Genomic DNA, 16,906 nt, shown 5'->3' on the forward strand with positions numbered 1-16,906 from the left:
CGTTCCTCGCCTTGCAGACTCCTTGCTCTTTTTGAAATTGACCTTCGTATACCGACTCTTCATTTACTCGGAGTATATTATAAACAAGATCTAAACACCGTTAGTTGACTTGCTGATTTATCAAAAGTAATAGTGTAGTTACAACAATTTTGTTAAATCGTCATTGCGAGAAGAATTACGAAGTAATTCGACGAAGCAATCCAGTTAAAAATTCTGATTTACAGAATTTTTTTATTATTTTTTCTAGATTGCCACGTCGCTTCGCGTCTCGCAATGACGATTTGGTAGCCATGCAACAACGCCGCGACTGAAAGGAGCGTGGCAATCTCGTCAAATATCCTGAGATTGCGGACGTATAAAACTTACAGTTTTTCCTCGCAATGACGGACAACAATTTTTCTAGTCAATGCCTACTTCGCAGCTCTTTTACGGTCGTTAGGGTCAAGTAGAGCCTTACGCAGACGAATAGATTTCGGTGTTACTTCAACCCTTTCATCATCCTGTATATAGCTAATTGCCTTCTCTAGAGTTAAAAGCATCGGCGGCGTTAGTCTTATAGCCTCATCTTTACCCGATGCTCTAACGTTGCTTAGTTGCTTCGCTTTTAGCGGGTTGACCTCTAAATCATTATCACGATTATGTTCGCCGATAATCATCCCTCTATATACTTTATCGCTAGGATTTATAAACATTTTTCCTCTTTCTTCTAGATTCCATAGAGCATATGCAACTGCTACCCCGTCACCGTTAGAGATAAGTACGCCGCTACGTCTTCCCTCGATAGCTCCTTTATAATCGGCATATCCGTGGAAAATACGATTCATAATCCCCGTGCCTCGTGTTTCGGTTAAAAACTGACTGTGATAGCCGATTAACCCTCTAGAAGGCCCAATAAACGTAACACGGCTTTTACCTCCGCCTGACGGTCTCATATCAGTCATTTCGGCTTTTCTAAGTGCTAAAGATTTTACGACTACTCCAACATAATCGTCATCAACGTCAACTTGGATTTCTTCCATAGGCTCTTGCTTATTACCTTTCCCATCGGTTTGGAATAATACTTCAGGTCTGCTAATAGATAACTCAAACCCTTCACGACGCATAGTTTCGATTAAGATCCCAAGCTGTAATTCTCCTCGTCCTGCAACTTGGAAAGCATTTTTTTCAGCAGCTTCGGTAACTTTTAGTGCGACGTTACTCTCAAGCTCACGCATTAACCTAGCTCCAATCAAGCTCGATGTAACTTTTGTCCCTTCACTTCCTGCAAGCGGTGAGTCATTAACGCTAAAGGTCATGGATAAAGTTGGGGGGTCAATAGGTAGAGATGATACAGCTTCGGTTACTTCAGGTGAACAAATAGTATCGGCAACGTTGGCGTTTTCAACGCCTGCTACGGCAATAATATCGCCGGCTGTAGCCTCATCTATAGCGATTCTCTCTAAACCTCTAAATGCTAATATTTTAGTGATACGTCCGGTTTCAAGTACTTTATTCTCACGATTTAATACTTTTACGTTTTGATTGATTTTAACAGTGCCGCTTTGTACACGCCCCGTTAAAACCCTACCGAAGAAAGAATTATATTCTCTAGTAGTAACAAGCATAGAAAACGGTGCTTTATCGCCAGCTGCGGGTTTTGGTACATGTTTTACTATTAGGTCGAAAAGTGGAGCTAAATCATCTGCTAAATTATCTAAAGGATTAATTTTATCATCAAAGTTTAAAGAAGCTCTACCTGCTCTACCTGATGCGTAAACTATAGGGAAATCAAGCTGATCGTTATTTGCTTCGAGTGCCACAAATAGCTCGAATACTTCGTCGATAACTTCTTTAATTCTTTGGTCGTCTCTATCGATTTTATTAATAACAACGATAGGTTTTAAGCCGAGATTTAAAGCTTTAGAAAGTACGAATTTTGTTTGTGGCATTGGTCCTTCAGAAGCGTCGACAAGTAACACAACACCGTCAACCATACTTAATATGCGTTCTACTTCACCGCCAAAATCAGCATGTCCAGGTGTATCAACGATATTAATACGGATATCGTTCCACATAAGAGCAGTGCATTTGGCTAGTATTGTTATTCCACGCTCACGTTCAAGATCGTTAGAATCCATAACACGCTCGGCTACTGCTTGGTTAGCTCTAAATGTCCCGCTTTGTTTAAGCATATTATCAACAAGCGTAGTTTTCCCATGATCAACGTGGGCAATAATTGCTATATTACGAATAGATGTCATCTTTAAAAATTCTCACAAGTTTACAATAGTTTTCCGTATTATACACTAAAATACCAAAAATTGGAATAAAGTTCTTGAAAAAGAAATTGGTTTAACTACAGAATAAAAATTACTAAGAATTTTCAAACTTTAAAATAAGAGAAATTAATGAACGATAATATAGCACTATTTATATTTGATTTTGACGACACTTTAGTTAAAAGGCATTCGCATAATTATATAGGGGAGAGGTTAGGAGGCTTAATAGCACGTAATATACGGAATCGCTTTTTTAGCTCATATGATGAGGAACGTGATCAAGAAATAGCTAGGCTTGAACAAAAATTCACTATAGAGCTGATGGAAAATTTTTTAGATAATGAAAACTTAGGTTGGAAAAATGAAGAGCAATTAGTACGTCTTTTTAAAAACATCATATCATCCGGTCATAAAATAGCTATAGCATCGTTTAATGATTATCCCAATGCCGTAAAATATGCATTAGAGCAATTATTAGACAAAGAAATAGGGTCGTGCCTCCGTATTGCAGTTTAGAGTAAATAGTCTATAATCCTCAAACAGTAATAAGAGAGAATTATAGTTAAGGAGTTATGGCAAAAATAGATGTTAAGTGTAGATATTGTAACAACACAGAAGAAGTAATAAAGTCAGGATATTCAATTTCAAAACAACAGAGATATCAATGCAAGCGGTGTAATCGATATTTTTAATTGGAGTATATTAATAATGCATCTAAGCCTGGAGTTAAGGAGCAAATAGTAGAAATGTCAATCAACGGCTCTGGAGTTAGAGATACAGTAAGAGTATTAAAAGTGGGTATCAATACAGTTATCCGTGTTTTAAAAAAATCTAGTATTAAAAAACAATAAATCATTCTATCAGTACAACAGAAGTAATTATTGCTCCTGAGATAGATGAACAATGGTCTTATGTACAGAATAAATCCAGACAACGATGGCTTTGGTATGCCTTGGATAAGATTTCGTTAAAAGTAGTTGCTTATACGTTTGGTACAAGATGTGATAGCACATTAGAATCATTACTGAAAAAACTAGAGAATTTCAAGGTGACTTTTTACTATACAGATGGATGGGGGAGTTATGCTAGGTTATTAGACCCTAAAAAGCATATTATCAGTAAAAAATACACTCAACGGATAGAACGAAGTAACTTGAACCTTAGAACGAGATGCAAGAGGCTTGCACGTAAGACAATCTGCTTTTCCAAGTCATTGGATATTCATGATAAGGTTATTGGTACTCTTATTGAACGTATAGCTTTTTAATAGGCATAACTGCAATATGGAGGCATGACCATTTTATAAATGGAGATCAAAGTATGGTGGTATGGCTTTACCGATGATTACTAAATTAAAGGAGTTAGAATCGGAAAATGCACGGCTTAAAAAGATGTATGCTGAGGAAAGGCTAAGAGCTGATATATTAAAGGAAGTACTTGAAAAAAAGTTAGGAAGCCATCTCAAAGGCGGGAGATGGCTAAAATAATATCTGGAGAAAAAGATATTTCTATAAGGAGTGCATGCAAGATCTTTGGTGTCAGCGAAACATGCTATAGATATAAAAGGAAGCTATCATCTGAGGATGATATTATAGCAGGCCAGCTAATGCGTTTAGTAGGTGATCAAAAGAACTGAGGCCTTGGCCTCTGCTTTTTATATTTACGTAATATCAAAGGTTTTGGTTGGAATCATAAACGTGTATACAGGATATATAAGGAGCTAGCCCTTAATATGAGAATAAAGCCTAAGAAGAGATTACTTAGAGCAAAGCCTAAAAAGCTTATAGTGTCTAAAACAATAAATGATTGCTGGTCCATGGATTTTATGCACGATAGTTTAGAGAATGGTAGGAAATATCGTTTATTTAATGTGATTGATGACTTTAATAGAGAGAGCCTTGGTACTGAGACTGATTTTTTATTGTCAGCAGGAAGAGTTATCAGGTCACTAGATCAAATTATAGAATGGCGAGGTAAGCCAAAATCTATACGTTGTGATAATGGACCTGAATATATCAGTAAATTATTGAGCAAGTGGGCAAAAGAAAAGAATATCAAGTTATTATTCATTCAGCCAGACATGCCTCAGCAAAATGCATATATTGAAAGATATAATAGAACTGTAAGATATGATTGGTTAAATCAGTATTTATTTGTTAATATACAAGAAGCACAGGATCTTGCAACTCAATGGCTTTGGTCTTATAATAACGAAAGACCTAATATGGCTATTGGCGGTATAACACCAATACAAAAATTAGCTCTCGCAACTTAACTCTCTACTCTCTATTGCGATTAAAAATGGGAGGATTATCTATACACCATCGGGAGAGGGGAATGTGCCGACGCTCGGTAACAGTTAAGTTTTTAATGATAGACAAATCACTTGATGTTATTTATTCTTGGATCAATAGAGGGTGTCATTGCGAGCGACTAATAAGGAGCGTGGCAATCTCGGGCAAAATTCCTGAGATTGCCACGTCGCTCCGCTCCTCGCAATGACGGGGTGGCATCCACGTAACAATATCTTCTCGCAATGACGAAGGTAGCCGACACCGTTTAATCTAAAAGGACCAAAGATGATATACCGAATATTATGTTTATGTATATTCATAAATTTCTCAGTAATAGCAAAAGCACAAAATATGCCGATTAAAGAAGATAATTTCAAAGTTAGAGTAGCTGTTGCTGATGTACAATCTATATTGGAAGGTTCGATTGCTATAAAAGATTTGCGTAATAAAATCGAAAAGCTTAACCATAGAATCCAAGAGGATATTGCTGCAAAAGAAGCAGAATTTAAACCGTTGGAAGAGAAATTATTAAATGAGCGTTCTAATTTAAGTGAAACCGAATTTGAGCATAAAGTAAACGAATTTAATGCAAAAGTTAGCCACGTTAGAAAAGAAATTCAGATTAAGAAAACGAAGCTTGAACAAGCACACGCTGAGGCTATGAGTAGAGTCCACGAAACAACTATTACAATAATTAGTGAACTTGCAGAGAAATATAACCTTAATTTGGTAATTCCAAGTGCTCAAGTCTTATATGCCAAAAATAATTTGAATATAACTTCCGAAGTGACTTTTATGTTGAATGAGAGATTAAAAGAAGTAACGATAAACTATTGATAGTATTATACTCACATCGTCATTGCGAGGAAAAACTGCAAGTTTTGACGAAGCAATCTCAGGAATATTATTTCATGAGATTGCCACGCTTCTTTTAGTTGCCCGCAATGACGGATAAATCGATCCATGAAAAAACAACACTATGTACTTAACAAGAGAGTATTTAATATGGCAGAATTTACACCGATTACAATTGCATACGGGGACGGTATAGGACCTGAAATAATGGAGGCAGTGCTTTATATATTACGTAAAGCTGAGGCTCGTATTCGTTTAGAAACCATTGAAGTAGGTGAAAAGCTTTACAAGAAGCATTATACTTCAGGCATAAGTGAAGAAAGCTGGGAGTCAATACAACGCACCGGTATTATACTTAAAGCTCCGATTACTACCCCGCAAGGCGGAGGGTATAAAAGTTTAAACGTCACGATTCGTAAAACATTACAGCTTTTTGCTAATATTCGTCCTTCCGTTTCATTTCATCCTTTTACTAGGACATTACATCCACATCTGAACCTCACTATCATACGTGAAAACGAGGAAGATTTATACGCAGGTATAGAATACCGCCAAACGCATAATATGTATGAATCAATGAAGTTGATAAGTCATACTGGTTGTGAAAAAATTATTAGATATGCTTTTGAATATGCGGTAAAAAATAACCACAAAAAAGTCACGTGCTTAAGCAAAGATAATATTATGAAATTTTCCGATGGGGTTTTTCATAAAGTATTTAATGAGATTGCAAAAGAATATCCGCAAATTAATAATGAGCATTATATTATCGATATCGGGACTGCAAGGCTTGCTACCAAACCGGAAATATTTGACGTTATCGTAACTTCTAATTTATACGGTGATATCATATCCGATGTAGCTGCCGAGATTTCAGGGTCGGTAGGACTCGCTGGTTCTGCAAATATCGGGCAGCATTATGCGATGTTTGAAGCGGTACATGGAAGTGCTCCTGATATTGCGGGCAAAGATATCGCAAATCCGTCAGGGCTTTTAAATGCTGCTATAATGATGCTTGTACATATAGGGCAGGGTGATATTGCTAGCTTAGTCGAGAATGCTTGGAAGAAAACTATAGAGGATGGAGTTCATACAGCCGACATATATAATGAGCAGAGTTCTAGTAAAAAAGTCGGTACAAAAGAATTTGTTGAAGAAGTAACGAAAAGATTAGGGCAGTTACCGACAAAGCTACCTAAAGCAGATTATCCGTTGATTGCCGAGAAACAAGAAAGTAATATAGACTATAAAATTGATACTAAAGAGGTTAAGAAATTGGTCGGTACGGATATATTTGTGAATATGAATGTATCTTCCGCTCATGACATAGCAGATAAAATTAATAAGCTTGATCTTGGTAATGTTGAGTTAAAAACAATCTCGTCAAAAGGGCTAAAATTATGGCCTCGTGATACAAGGTTTGAAACTATTTCCGATCATTGGTGTTGTCGTTTTATGAATAAAGAAAGTACGGAAATAAAGCATTTAGATATAACAAAATTACTTGAAGCTTTAAGCAAAGCAAATATCGATTTCATAAAAGTAGAGAATTTATTTGAATTTGACGGAGTTACAGGTTATAGCTTGGCTCAGGGTGAGTAAAGCGTCATTGCGAGAAGAATTACGTAGTAATTTGTACATCCACAATCTCAGGAGTTTGTTATTATTTCATGAGATTGCCACGTCGCTTCGCTCCTCGCAATGACGACTGGGAGTCTACGCAAGCAAGCCTTTCTCGCAAGGCGTTGTTGCGTGGAGATTAAAAAAAGTCAATATAGCGCTTAGAGTATAAAAATAATTAAATTTTATATAATTCTAAAAGCTATATTGAGCTTTCCCAAGGGCAATCATTTCATTTAATATATTTATCTTAGTTGTAATAGTTGAGATTTAATCTTACATTTAGTAAAATTAAGATAATATTAAATGGAGGATTAGAGATGAATCTAAATCAAAAAATAATAAAGCCAAAAATAGGATTACTAGAATTAGCTAGGAGTCTTGGTAGTATATCGTCAGCATGTAAAGCTATGGGTTACAGTAGAGACAGTTATTATAGGTTTAAAGAGTTATATGAAACAGGAGGAGAAGAAGCATTATATGAGATTAGTCGGAAGAAGCCAATTATAGCGAATAGAGTTGATCCTGCCGTAGAGAGAGCAGTATTAGATATGGCAATAGAATACCCCGCTTATGGTCAGCTGCGAGTATCAAATGAGCTTAAAAAGACTGGTATTCTTGTATCACCTGGAGGAGTTAGATCTATTTGGCTACGTAATGATTTAAATAATATCAATAAAAGACTTAAAGCATTAGAAGCCAAAATGGCTCAGGATGGTATTGTTCTTACCGAAGCTCAGTTACAAGTATTAGAGAAACGGCGTAGCGAGAAAGAAGCTCATGGTGAGATTGATACACAGCATCCAGGTTATCTAGGATGCCAAGACACATATTATGTAGGTAATTTTAAAGGCATAGGCAAGGTATATTCTCAAGTGTTTATTGATAGTTACACTCGGGTTGCAGAGGCTAAACTATATACTGATAAAACAGCACTTACCGCTGCTGACATGCTTAATGATAGAGTGTTACCATGGTATGAGAGTCAGCAAATACCAGTACTTCGTATTTTAACTGATAGAGGTGGTGAGTATAAAGGTAATATAGAACATCATGCTTTTGAATTGTTCTTAAGCATTGAGGGTATTGAGCATACTACTACTAAAGCATATTCTCCTCAAACAAATGGTATGTGTGAACGTTTTAATAAAACTATGAAACAAGAATTCTTTGATACTGCTATGCGTAAAAAGATCTATACTGATCTTGATGATCTACAACTAGATCTTGATATTTGGCTAGAATATTATAATAATGAAAGACCGCATTCCGGTAAATATTGCTATGGAAAAACACCTATGCAGACTTTTATGGATAGTAAAAAGTTAGCTGTTGAAAAGAATAACGAAATCTTATATCTTGAATACTCATCTGACAGTCATAACTTATCAGACATTCAGATATAATTTTTATAATGTCTGTAAGATTAAATCTTGACTTCTACATCTTATTGAACGTATAGCTTTTTAATAGGCGTAACTGCAATATGGAGGCATGACCATATTCAGGTCCATTATCACAACGTATAGATTTTGGCTTACCTCGCCATTCTATAATTTGATCTAGTGACCTGATAACTCTTCCTGCTGACAATAAAAAATCAGTCTCAGTACCAAGGCTCTCTCTATTAAAGTCATCAATCACATTAAATAAACGATATTTCCTACCATTCTCTAAACTATCGTGCATAAAATCCATGGACCAGCAATCATTTATTGTTTTAGACACTATAAGCTTTTTAGGCTTTGCTCTAAGTAATCTCTTCTTAGGCTTTATTCTCATATTAAGGGCTAGCTCCTTATATATCCTGTATACACGTTTATGATTCCAACCAAAACCTTTGATATTACGTAAATATAAAAAGCAGAGGCCAAGGCCTCAGTTCTTTTGATCACCTACTAAACGCATTAGCTGGCCTGCTATAATATCATCCTCAGATGATAGCTTCCTTTTATATCTATAGCATGTTTCGCTGACACCAAAGATCTTGCATGCACTCCTTATAGAAATATCTTTTTCTCCAGATATTATTTTAGCCATCTCCCGCCTTTGAGATGGCTTCCTAACTTTTTTTTCAAGTACTTCCTTTAATATATCAGCTCTTAGCCTTTCCTCAGCATACATCTTTTTAAGCCGTGCATTTTCCAATTCTAACTCCTTTAATTTAGTAATCATCGGTAAAGCCATACCACCATACTTTGATCTCCATTTATAAAATGTCGCTGATGGTATTTTGTGCTCTCTCAGTATAGACGCTACAGGCATCCCACCGCTCGCTTGCTTTAAGATAGACATGATTTGGCTATCACTGTGCTTTGATATTGTCATTTATAGAATCTCCTCCTTTGTTTCTAGAAAATTCTACTCCTTTTGTCGATTGTTTTTGGGGGGGGTGCCCTCCTTCCAGTCGCTCGTAATGATGTTAAAATCTATCCACATTCTTCATAATCTCAAGATAGTCTATCTTACCGCTTGCAAGCAGAGGTATTTCTGAATCGGTAATAATTACTTTCGGTAAATGTAGTAAAGAAATTTGAGCTTTAGATACAGTATCTACAAAATTTTCTCTATTTATATCGGAACCAGTAGTAAGTAAAATAATTTTTTCTCCATGTGTTTTATCGGCGATGGAAATGGCAGCGTGCAAGGAATCAGGAGCAATTTCGCTTGCAAGTTCTTCAATCTTTGTAAGAGATATCATTTCCCCCGCTATTTTAGCAAAGCGTTTTAAACGTCCTAAAATTGTTATATATCCTTCAGAATCGATTTTGACTATATCGCCTGTGTCGTACCATTCTTTATAAGTACGGTGACCTTCTAAGTCCAAGTAACCAAGCATGATGTTAGGACCCCTAATGAATAAACGTCCCCCTTCATTTATTCCCTCTACTTTCTCAAGCTTATAATCAATTTTCGGTAATAATCTTCCCACGGTGCCTGCTTTATTATGCATAGGGGTATTGCAAGCTATAATAGGTGAGGTTTCTGTAATCCCATATCCTTCAAAAATACGTATGCCGTACTTATTAAGCCAGAATTGTCTTGTAGATTCTTTTAATTTCTCGCTACCGGCAAATATATAGCGTAATGAGTAAAAATCATATGGATGAGCGTAATTAGCATAACCGTTTAAAAAAGTATCGGTAGAAATTAATATAGTTGCCCCGATATCGTATATAACTTCAGGAATGCTGCGATAATTTAGTGGAGAAGGATATAGAAACAGCTTAATACCGTTTAAAGTTGTAATAATTGCACCACCAAGACCAAAGCAATGAAATAAAGGTAATGAGTTAAATACTATATCTTCGGGGCTAAAAGGTACTTTAGCAGTTATTTGATATCTATTAGTTTGTAAATTTCTGTGAGATAGTAATACGGCTTTAGGTTCACCTTCAGTACCTGAAGTAAAAATTATCACTGCCGGTTTTTCGTCATCATGATTACGACAAAAATAATTGTAATAAGTTTGAACAAAATAACTCCCTATTTTTGCTTTTAGTTTTAGAACTGTACCAATTTGATTTTTAAAATCTTCTAAATATATTATTTTAATACCGAAATCTAATAAGTTAGTTATTAATTCATGTAAATTTGCTTTTTCGATAAATTGTTTTGAAGTGTAAACTACTTTAATTTGTGCAAGTTTACAGGAGTTAATAATAGTACTTATGCCGCTGCTCCAGTTAATTATAGCAGGAACATAACCGCTAGATTGCATGGCGTAAAAAGTAATTAATGTATTCGTGGTATTAGGCAACATTAAGCCTAAATTTCTGCCAAAGATATTATTCTTTTTGATTAAATCACCTAGGATAAAAGATTTTAATATTAAATCTCGATAAGTAACCGCATTATTTTCAAAATCATCAACTATTTTTTTCTTAAATCCATGAATTTTAGCAGCTTCTATAAGAGATGAGAATAAAGTATTTTTATAGTCTGAACTCTCAAACATCATGTCAGCCATGATATCATAAAGAGTCCTAGATATATAACTGCGTCGTTCTTGATTACTTGCAGCATCCATATTAGCGAATTTTACCGGCGGTAAAACGGTTATAGTAATTTTAGGAAATATTTTTCTTTTTAATATGTTTTTTAATTTTGATAAATGAGTAAATTGAGTACCGTCTATTCTAACAGGTAAAACGGTAGCACCGGCTTTATCGGCAATCATTCCCGGTCCTTCGTATATTTTCATTAAAGAGCCGGTAACGCTTATTCTACCTTCGGGGAAAATTGCTACTTTCTGATCCTTTTGTACTTCTTTTACTAAAGTCTTTATTGCCATTGGGTTACTTGGATCAACCGGCAAAGTTCTTGCCATACGTAAAAACGGTTTAATCCACCATATTTTTTGTATATCGGGACTAATTGCAAAAGTCATTTCTTCTCGTAAGTAAGTAGCAATTAGCGGTGGATCGAGATATGAAATATGATTAGCGACAACTACTACTTTTTTACCGGCTTTTTGGAAATTTTCAAATCCCTTAACTTCAACCTTATACATAAGATCAAAACAGATTTGGAATATTCTTCGCAATAGCTTAAACGGAATAATTTTAACTTCAGGTATTAAACGGTAAATATATATAGTGACGATTATATTAGCTAGGCTAATAAATAATATAATCCAGGGTATAGTGAAATTTAGGTAAAATAATAAAGATAAAATAATTGTTGATCCCACCATGAAAATGGAATTAATGAGGTTATTAACGGCAATAATTCGGCTACGATGAGCAGGGTTTGCATAATGCTGTAATATAGCAAAAAGGGGAACGATATATAAACCACCTATTGCTGCTAAGAAAAATAAATCTATAACTATTCGCCAATTATGTCTTTTCGATAAAAATACTAAAATACTTTTTAGCTGAGTAGGTTCGTAGCTAACTGAGCTAATTCTACTTGCAAAGAATAAATCAATACCGAAAATACTAATGCCCAGGGCTGAAATAAATAGATATTTAACGGTAATCTCATCTTCAAATATTTTGCTACATAAAAATGAACCAACCCCAACACCAAGCGAGAAAACTGCTAAAAATAAGTTAGCAACATTCTCATCAGCTTTAAAAGTTATCTTAGCAAGTAAAGGTATTTGTGAAATTATAGCAGCTCCGATAAACCAAAACCATGAAATACCAAGTATAGCTAAATATATATGTTTTTTTGCTTTGGCATATTTAATCATATTTATGCTTTCATCTATAATATTAAAATTTATTTTAATATCACGATTTGCATTTTTAGATTTTGGAGAGAAAAGGCTTGTAATGAAGCCGAGAAAAGCGATGGTAATTAAGGAATAAATTATAAAATTATTGCTGATTGTATAATAGCTGCCGATTATAGTACCGATAAAAATACCGATAAAAGTTCCGGCTTCAACAAAACCGTTAGCTCCAAGTAGTTCGTCTTTATTCAGGTGATCAGGTAATACGCTATATTTTATTGGACCGAAAAAAGTAGAATGTATACCCATTAAGCAAATAGAACAGAATAGAATTAGAAGATTATTATGATGAAATCCATAAATTGCAAAGGCAATTATACCGATTTCACAAATCTTAATAATCTTAATAAGGCTTGCGCGCTCGTATTTGTCGGCAATTTGTCCTGCTATGCTTGCGAATATTATGAAAGGTAGTACAAAAGTAGCATTAGCAATTAAAACGAGTAGATTATTATATTTACTTAAAGAACCAGTAATGCCGTAAGTTATAAGGATTACTAGAGCATTTTTTAATATATTATCATTAAGACAACCACATAACTGTACTATAAAATTCGGTAAAAATCGTCTATCTTTGAAAAGATATAATTTGTTTGTGTCCATATTATATTAAATATTTAAAATACCGATTTTGTTGGATTCAAATCGTCATGAGCTACGGAAAAATTGAAAATTTTGACGAAGCAATCTCAGGAGTTTGTTATTATTTCATGAGATTGCCACGTCGCTTCGCTCCTCGCAATGACGACTGGGAGTCTACGCAAGCAAGCCTTTCTCGCAAGGCGTTGTTGCGTGGAGATTAAAAAAAGTCAATATAGCGCTTAGAGTATAAAAATAATTAAATTTTATATAATTCTAAAAGCTATATTGAGCTTTCCCAAGGGCAATCATTTCATTTAATATATTTATCTTAGTAATTACTTCGTTTTTTCTTCCTTTCTCTGTTTTTTGTTGTAAGTTAAAGCCAAACGTTCGCTTCAACCTAAACATAAACGATTCTGTAGAAGTCAAGATTTAATCTTACAGACATTATAAAAATTATATCTGAATGTCTGATAAGTTATGACTGTCAGATGAGTATTCAAGATATAAGATTTCGTTATTCTTTTCAACAGCTAACTTTTTACTATCCATAAAAGTCTGCATAGGTGTTTTTCCATAGCAATATTTACCGGAATGCGGTCTTTCATTATTATAATATTCTAGCCAAATATCAAGATCTAGTTGTAGATCATCAAGATCAGTATAGATCTTTTTACGCATAGCAGTATCAAAGAATTCTTGTTTCATAGTTTTATTAAAACGTTCACACATACCATTTGTTTGAGGAGAATATGCTTTAGTAGTAGTATGCTCAATACCCTCAATGCTTAAGAACAATTCAAAAGCATGATGTTCTATATTACCTTTATACTCACCACCTCTATCAGTTAAAATACGAAGTACTGGTATTTGCTGACTCTCATACCATGGTAACACTCTATCATTAAGCATGTCAGCAGCGGTAAGTGCTGTTTTATCAGTATATAGTTTAGCCTCTGCAACCCGAGTGTAACTATCAATAAACACTTGAGAATATACCTTGCCTATGCCTTTAAAATTACCTACATAATATGTGTCTTGGCATCCTAGATAACCTGGATGCTGTGTATCAATCTCACCATGAGCTTCTTTCTCGCTACGCCGTTTCTCTAATACTTGTAACTGAGCTTCGGTAAGAACAATACCATCCTGAGCCATTTTGGCTTCTAATGCTTTAAGTCTTTTATTGATATTATTTAAATCATTACGTAGCCAAATAGATCTAACTCCTCCAGGTGATACAAGAATACCAGTCTTTTTAAGCTCATTTGATACTCGCAGCTGACCATAAGCGGGGTATTCTATTGCCATATCTAATACTGCTCTCTCTACGGCAGGATCAACTCTATTCGCTATAATTGGCTTCTTCCGACTAATCTCATATAATGCTTCTTCTCCTCCTGTTTCATATAACTCTTTAAACCTATAATAACTGTCTCTACTGTAACCCATAGCTTTATATGCTGACGATATACTACCAAGACTCCTAGCTAATTCTAGTAATCCTATTTTTGGCTTTATTATTTTTTGATTTAGATTCATCTCTAATCCTCCATTTAATATTATCTTAATTTTACTAAATGTAAGATTAAATCTCAACTATTACAATTAATTTTCCATGCTTTTAAACCTTCATCAAAATTTTTATATTCTCTAATTCCTTTTATTACTTTATCTCTGTAAGCTAAATGTTCTTTCTCTACCTTGCTTTTATTCTTTAATTCATCTTGTGACTTAGATGTTCGTGCTGGGGGCATTAAATCTTGTGCTCCCCAATCATATATTATCTTTCTAAACTCCTGCGTATCATAAGCTCCATCTGCTATAACGGTTTTAGCTTTGCCTGTTATCTCTTTGCTCATATCACCAACAACTTCACAGTCGTTTGTGTTACTATCCGTATAGGCTACAGATAGTACTTCCATACTATCTAAATCGACTGCTACATGTATCTTCTTCCACTGTTCTCTCTTACGATATAATCCATCCTTACCGTTATAATCCATCCTTACCGTATTTCCTTTGATGCCACCCACTGGTGCTATATACATTTACTCCGGTACTATCAAATACTATCTCTTTCCCTGAACCTTTCTCTTGTACTCCAATATTTTTTACTCGTAACTTTAGCTTACTAGCGATTCTTGATGCATGGGCATAATCCGGTATTCTTAAATCCTTACCCGCAAATATTTTGCTAAACATTCCTTCTGCAAATCCGCTTGTTGCTCGCCATGGCAATCTTAATAACAGCTTAATTGTTAGCAAATATTCATACATCTTGCTATTATATCTTCTCGCTCCTCCTTGCCTCTGTTCCCCTCCATAATATAACTCTTTTAAATATTCTTCACAAAATGTGAAAATTATTGTTCCTCTTTTCTTTAAACTTCTGTTATATTCTTTCCAGTTGCAAACTTTTTGTAGCTTTGACATACACACTTGTGGTTAAGTTTTTTGTCGATTTACTACTTTTCTTAGTTCGCAGCTACTTTTTTTATATCTACGCAACAAGGTCTTGCAGGAATGACGGAAAAATCGTTCCATGCAACAAAACCTAAACTCTCCAAATATTAGCAATTTATATTAATATGTCAAATTGCATATAGATAAATACTTTTTAATGAGGGTTATTTAAATCTTCATAATAATCGCGCATTGTTTCTCTATTAGCAGGAATATTATTATTAGATTCCTCTATATCCTGTTTGGGAATAAAAAGAGAAAAAATTTTACTGATTTTAATTATTACTTCATGTAAACTCATATTTATTCTCCTAAAAATTGTTTTCTATTCTATCACTCGTTAATCCTCCCATTTTTAATCGCAATAGAGAGTAGAGAGTTAAGTTGCGAGAGCTAATTTTTGTATTGGTGTTATACCGCCAATAGCCATATTAAGTCTTTCGTTATTATAAGACCAAAGCCATTGAGTTGCAAGATCCTGTGCTTCTTGTATATTAACAAATAAATACTGATTTAACCAATCATATCTTACAGTTCTATTATATCTTTCAATATATGCATTTTGCTGAGGCATGTCTGGCTGAATGAATAATAACTTGATATTCTTTTCTTTTGCCCACTTGCTCAATAATTTACTGATATATTCAGGTCCATTATCACAACGTATAGATTTTGGCTTACCTCGCCATTCTATAATTTGATCTAGTGACCTGATAACTCTTCCTGCTGACAATAAAAAATCAGTCTCAGTACCAAGGCTCTCTCTATTAAAGTCATCAATCACATTAAATAAACGATATTTCCTACCATTCTCTAAACTATCGTGCATAAAATCCATGGACCAGCAATCATTTATTGTTTTAGACACTATAAGCTTTTTAGGCTTTGCTCTAAGTAATCTCTTCTTAGGCTTTATTCTCATATTAAGGGCTAGCTCCTTATATATCCTGTATACACGTTTATGATTCCAACCAAAACCTTTGATATTACGTAAATATAAAAAGCAGAGGCCAAGGCCTCAGTTCTTTTGATCACCTACTAAACGCATTAGCTGGCCTGCTATAATATCATCCTCAGATGATAGCTTCCTTTTATATCTATAGCATGTTTCGCTGACACCAAAGATCTTGCATGCACTCCTTATAGAAATATCTTTTTCTCCAGATATTATTTTAGCCATCTCCCGCCTTTGAGATGGCTTCCTAACTTTTTTTCAAGTACTTCCTTTAATATATCAGCTCTTAGCCTTTCCTCAGCATACATCTTTTTAAGCCGTGCATTTTCCAATTCTAACTCCTTTAATTTAGTAATCATCGGTAAAGCCATACCACCATACTTTGATCTCCATTTATAAAATGTCGCTGATGGTATTTTGTGCTCTCTCAGTATAGACGCTACAGGCATCCCACCGCTCGCTTGCTTTAAGATAGACATGATTTGGCTATCACTGTGCTTTGATATTGTCATTTATAGAATCTCCTCCTTTGTTTCTAGAAAATTCTACTCCTTTTGTCGATTGTTTTTGGGGGGGTTACCACTCTTTATAGATATAAGGACCTAGTATCAATATTGTAATAGTTGAGATTTAA

The 16,906-nt window shown here is 34.7% G+C and carries 11 protein-coding genes and 4 pseudogenes; 6 read left to right on the top strand and 9 right to left on the bottom strand.

The window, feature by feature from the left end; translation table 11 throughout:
• Positions 1–410 precede the first annotated feature (410 nt).
• Positions 411–2,240: a translational GTPase TypA gene (gene typA / locus AC0ODJ_RS03895; protein ID WP_474465061.1), complete on the bottom strand. Its 1,830-nt coding sequence runs from the start codon at positions 2,238–2,240 to the stop codon at positions 411–413.
• Between the two features lie 147 nt (positions 2,241–2,387).
• Between typA and AC0ODJ_RS03900 the strand changes: the two genes are divergently transcribed.
• From AC0ODJ_RS03900 to AC0ODJ_RS03925, 6 genes and pseudogenes are all read left to right on the top strand, one after another.
• A complete protein-coding gene (locus AC0ODJ_RS03900) occupies positions 2,388–2,774 on the top strand; it encodes an HAD family hydrolase (protein WP_474465062.1) in 387 nt (128 codons plus the stop codon).
• A gap of 56 nt (positions 2,775–2,830) precedes the next feature.
• Positions 2,831–3,525, top strand: a pseudogene (locus AC0ODJ_RS03905) (IS1 family transposase).
• A 31-nt stretch (positions 3,526–3,556) separates the two neighbouring features.
• Positions 3,557–4,533: pseudogene (locus AC0ODJ_RS03910) on the top strand (IS3 family transposase); the annotation flags it as partial.
• 304 nt (positions 4,534–4,837) lie between these two features.
• Positions 4,838–5,389: an OmpH family outer membrane protein gene (locus tag AC0ODJ_RS03915; RefSeq protein WP_218460728.1), complete on the top strand. Its 552-nt coding sequence runs from the start codon at positions 4,838–4,840 to the stop codon at positions 5,387–5,389.
• A gap of 168 nt (positions 5,390–5,557) precedes the next feature.
• Positions 5,558–7,009, top strand: coding sequence for an NADP-dependent isocitrate dehydrogenase (locus tag AC0ODJ_RS03920; protein WP_218460730.1), 1,452 nt, complete (start codon positions 5,558–5,560; stop codon positions 7,007–7,009).
• Between the two features lie 338 nt (positions 7,010–7,347).
• The gene (locus tag AC0ODJ_RS03925) at positions 7,348–8,433 is read left to right on the top strand and encodes an IS481 family transposase (protein ID WP_127896995.1); all 1,086 of its coding nucleotides are present in this window, start codon (positions 7,348–7,350) and stop codon (positions 8,431–8,433) included.
• A 76-nt stretch (positions 8,434–8,509) separates the two neighbouring features.
• Here the strand turns inward: AC0ODJ_RS03925 and AC0ODJ_RS03930 are convergent.
• The 8 genes and pseudogenes from AC0ODJ_RS03930 to AC0ODJ_RS03965 form a co-directional block, all read right to left on the bottom strand.
• Positions 8,510–9,355: pseudogene (locus AC0ODJ_RS03930) on the bottom strand (IS3 family transposase); the annotation flags it as partial.
• A gap of 94 nt (positions 9,356–9,449) precedes the next feature.
• Positions 9,450–12,872 carry an acyl-[ACP]--phospholipid O-acyltransferase gene (locus AC0ODJ_RS03935; RefSeq protein ID WP_474465064.1) on the bottom strand — a complete coding sequence of 1,141 codons (3,423 nt, stop codon included), beginning with the start codon at positions 12,870–12,872 and terminating at the stop codon, positions 9,450–9,452.
• A gap of 252 nt (positions 12,873–13,124) precedes the next feature.
• Positions 13,125–13,280, bottom strand: coding sequence for a hypothetical protein (locus AC0ODJ_RS03940; RefSeq protein ID WP_474465065.1), 156 nt, complete (start codon positions 13,278–13,280; stop codon positions 13,125–13,127).
• Positions 13,281–13,307: 27 nt separating this feature from the next.
• Positions 13,308–14,393 carry an IS481 family transposase gene (locus tag AC0ODJ_RS03945; protein WP_121834048.1) on the bottom strand — a complete coding sequence of 362 codons (1,086 nt, stop codon included), beginning with the start codon at positions 14,391–14,393 and terminating at the stop codon, positions 13,308–13,310.
• A 53-nt stretch (positions 14,394–14,446) separates the two neighbouring features.
• Entirely contained in the window at positions 14,447–14,857 is a 411-nt protein-coding gene (locus tag AC0ODJ_RS03950) for a transposase (protein ID WP_474465066.1), read from the bottom strand.
• Positions 14,847–15,287 carry a transposase gene (locus AC0ODJ_RS03955; protein WP_121843865.1) on the bottom strand — a complete coding sequence of 147 codons (441 nt, stop codon included), beginning with the start codon at positions 15,285–15,287 and terminating at the stop codon, positions 14,847–14,849. The genes AC0ODJ_RS03950 and AC0ODJ_RS03955 overlap by 11 nt, the downstream gene beginning before the upstream one ends.
• Positions 15,288–15,471: 184 nt before the next feature.
• Complete coding sequence (locus AC0ODJ_RS03960) at positions 15,472–15,618, bottom strand: hypothetical protein (RefSeq protein ID WP_218460282.1); 147 nt, start codon at positions 15,616–15,618, stop codon at positions 15,472–15,474.
• Between the two features lie 78 nt (positions 15,619–15,696).
• Positions 15,697–16,784, bottom strand: a pseudogene (locus AC0ODJ_RS03965) (IS3 family transposase).
• Positions 16,785–16,906 lie beyond the last annotated feature (122 nt).

This window comes from Rickettsia senegalensis (genome assembly GCF_056135685.1).

Bases quoted from the DNA above. Each gene is read 5' to 3' on its own strand.
- typA (WP_474465061.1), bottom strand. From the start codon at position 2,240: ATGACATCTATTCGTAATATAGCAATTATTGCCCACGTTGATCATGGG.
- AC0ODJ_RS03900 (WP_474465062.1), top strand. From the start codon at position 2,388: ATGAACGATAATATAGCACTATTTATATTTGATTTTGACGACACTTTA.
- AC0ODJ_RS03915 (WP_218460728.1), top strand. From the start codon at position 4,838: ATGATATACCGAATATTATGTTTATGTATATTCATAAATTTCTCAGTA.
- AC0ODJ_RS03920 (WP_218460730.1), top strand. From the start codon at position 5,558: ATGGCAGAATTTACACCGATTACAATTGCATACGGGGACGGTATAGGA.
- AC0ODJ_RS03925 (WP_127896995.1), top strand. From the start codon at position 7,348: ATGAATCTAAATCAAAAAATAATAAAGCCAAAAATAGGATTACTAGAA.
- AC0ODJ_RS03935 (WP_474465064.1), bottom strand. From the start codon at position 12,872: ATGGACACAAACAAATTATATCTTTTCAAAGATAGACGATTTTTACCG.
- AC0ODJ_RS03945 (WP_121834048.1), bottom strand. From the start codon at position 14,393: ATGAATCTAAATCAAAAAATAATAAAGCCAAAAATAGGATTACTAGAA.
- AC0ODJ_RS03950 (WP_474465066.1), bottom strand. From the start codon at position 14,857: ATGGATTATAACGGTAAGGATGGATTATATCGTAAGAGAGAACAGTGG.
- AC0ODJ_RS03955 (WP_121843865.1), bottom strand. From the start codon at position 15,287: ATGTCAAAGCTACAAAAAGTTTGCAACTGGAAAGAATATAACAGAAGT.
- AC0ODJ_RS03960 (WP_218460282.1), bottom strand. From the start codon at position 15,618: ATGAGTTTACATGAAGTAATAATTAAAATCAGTAAAATTTTTTCTCTT.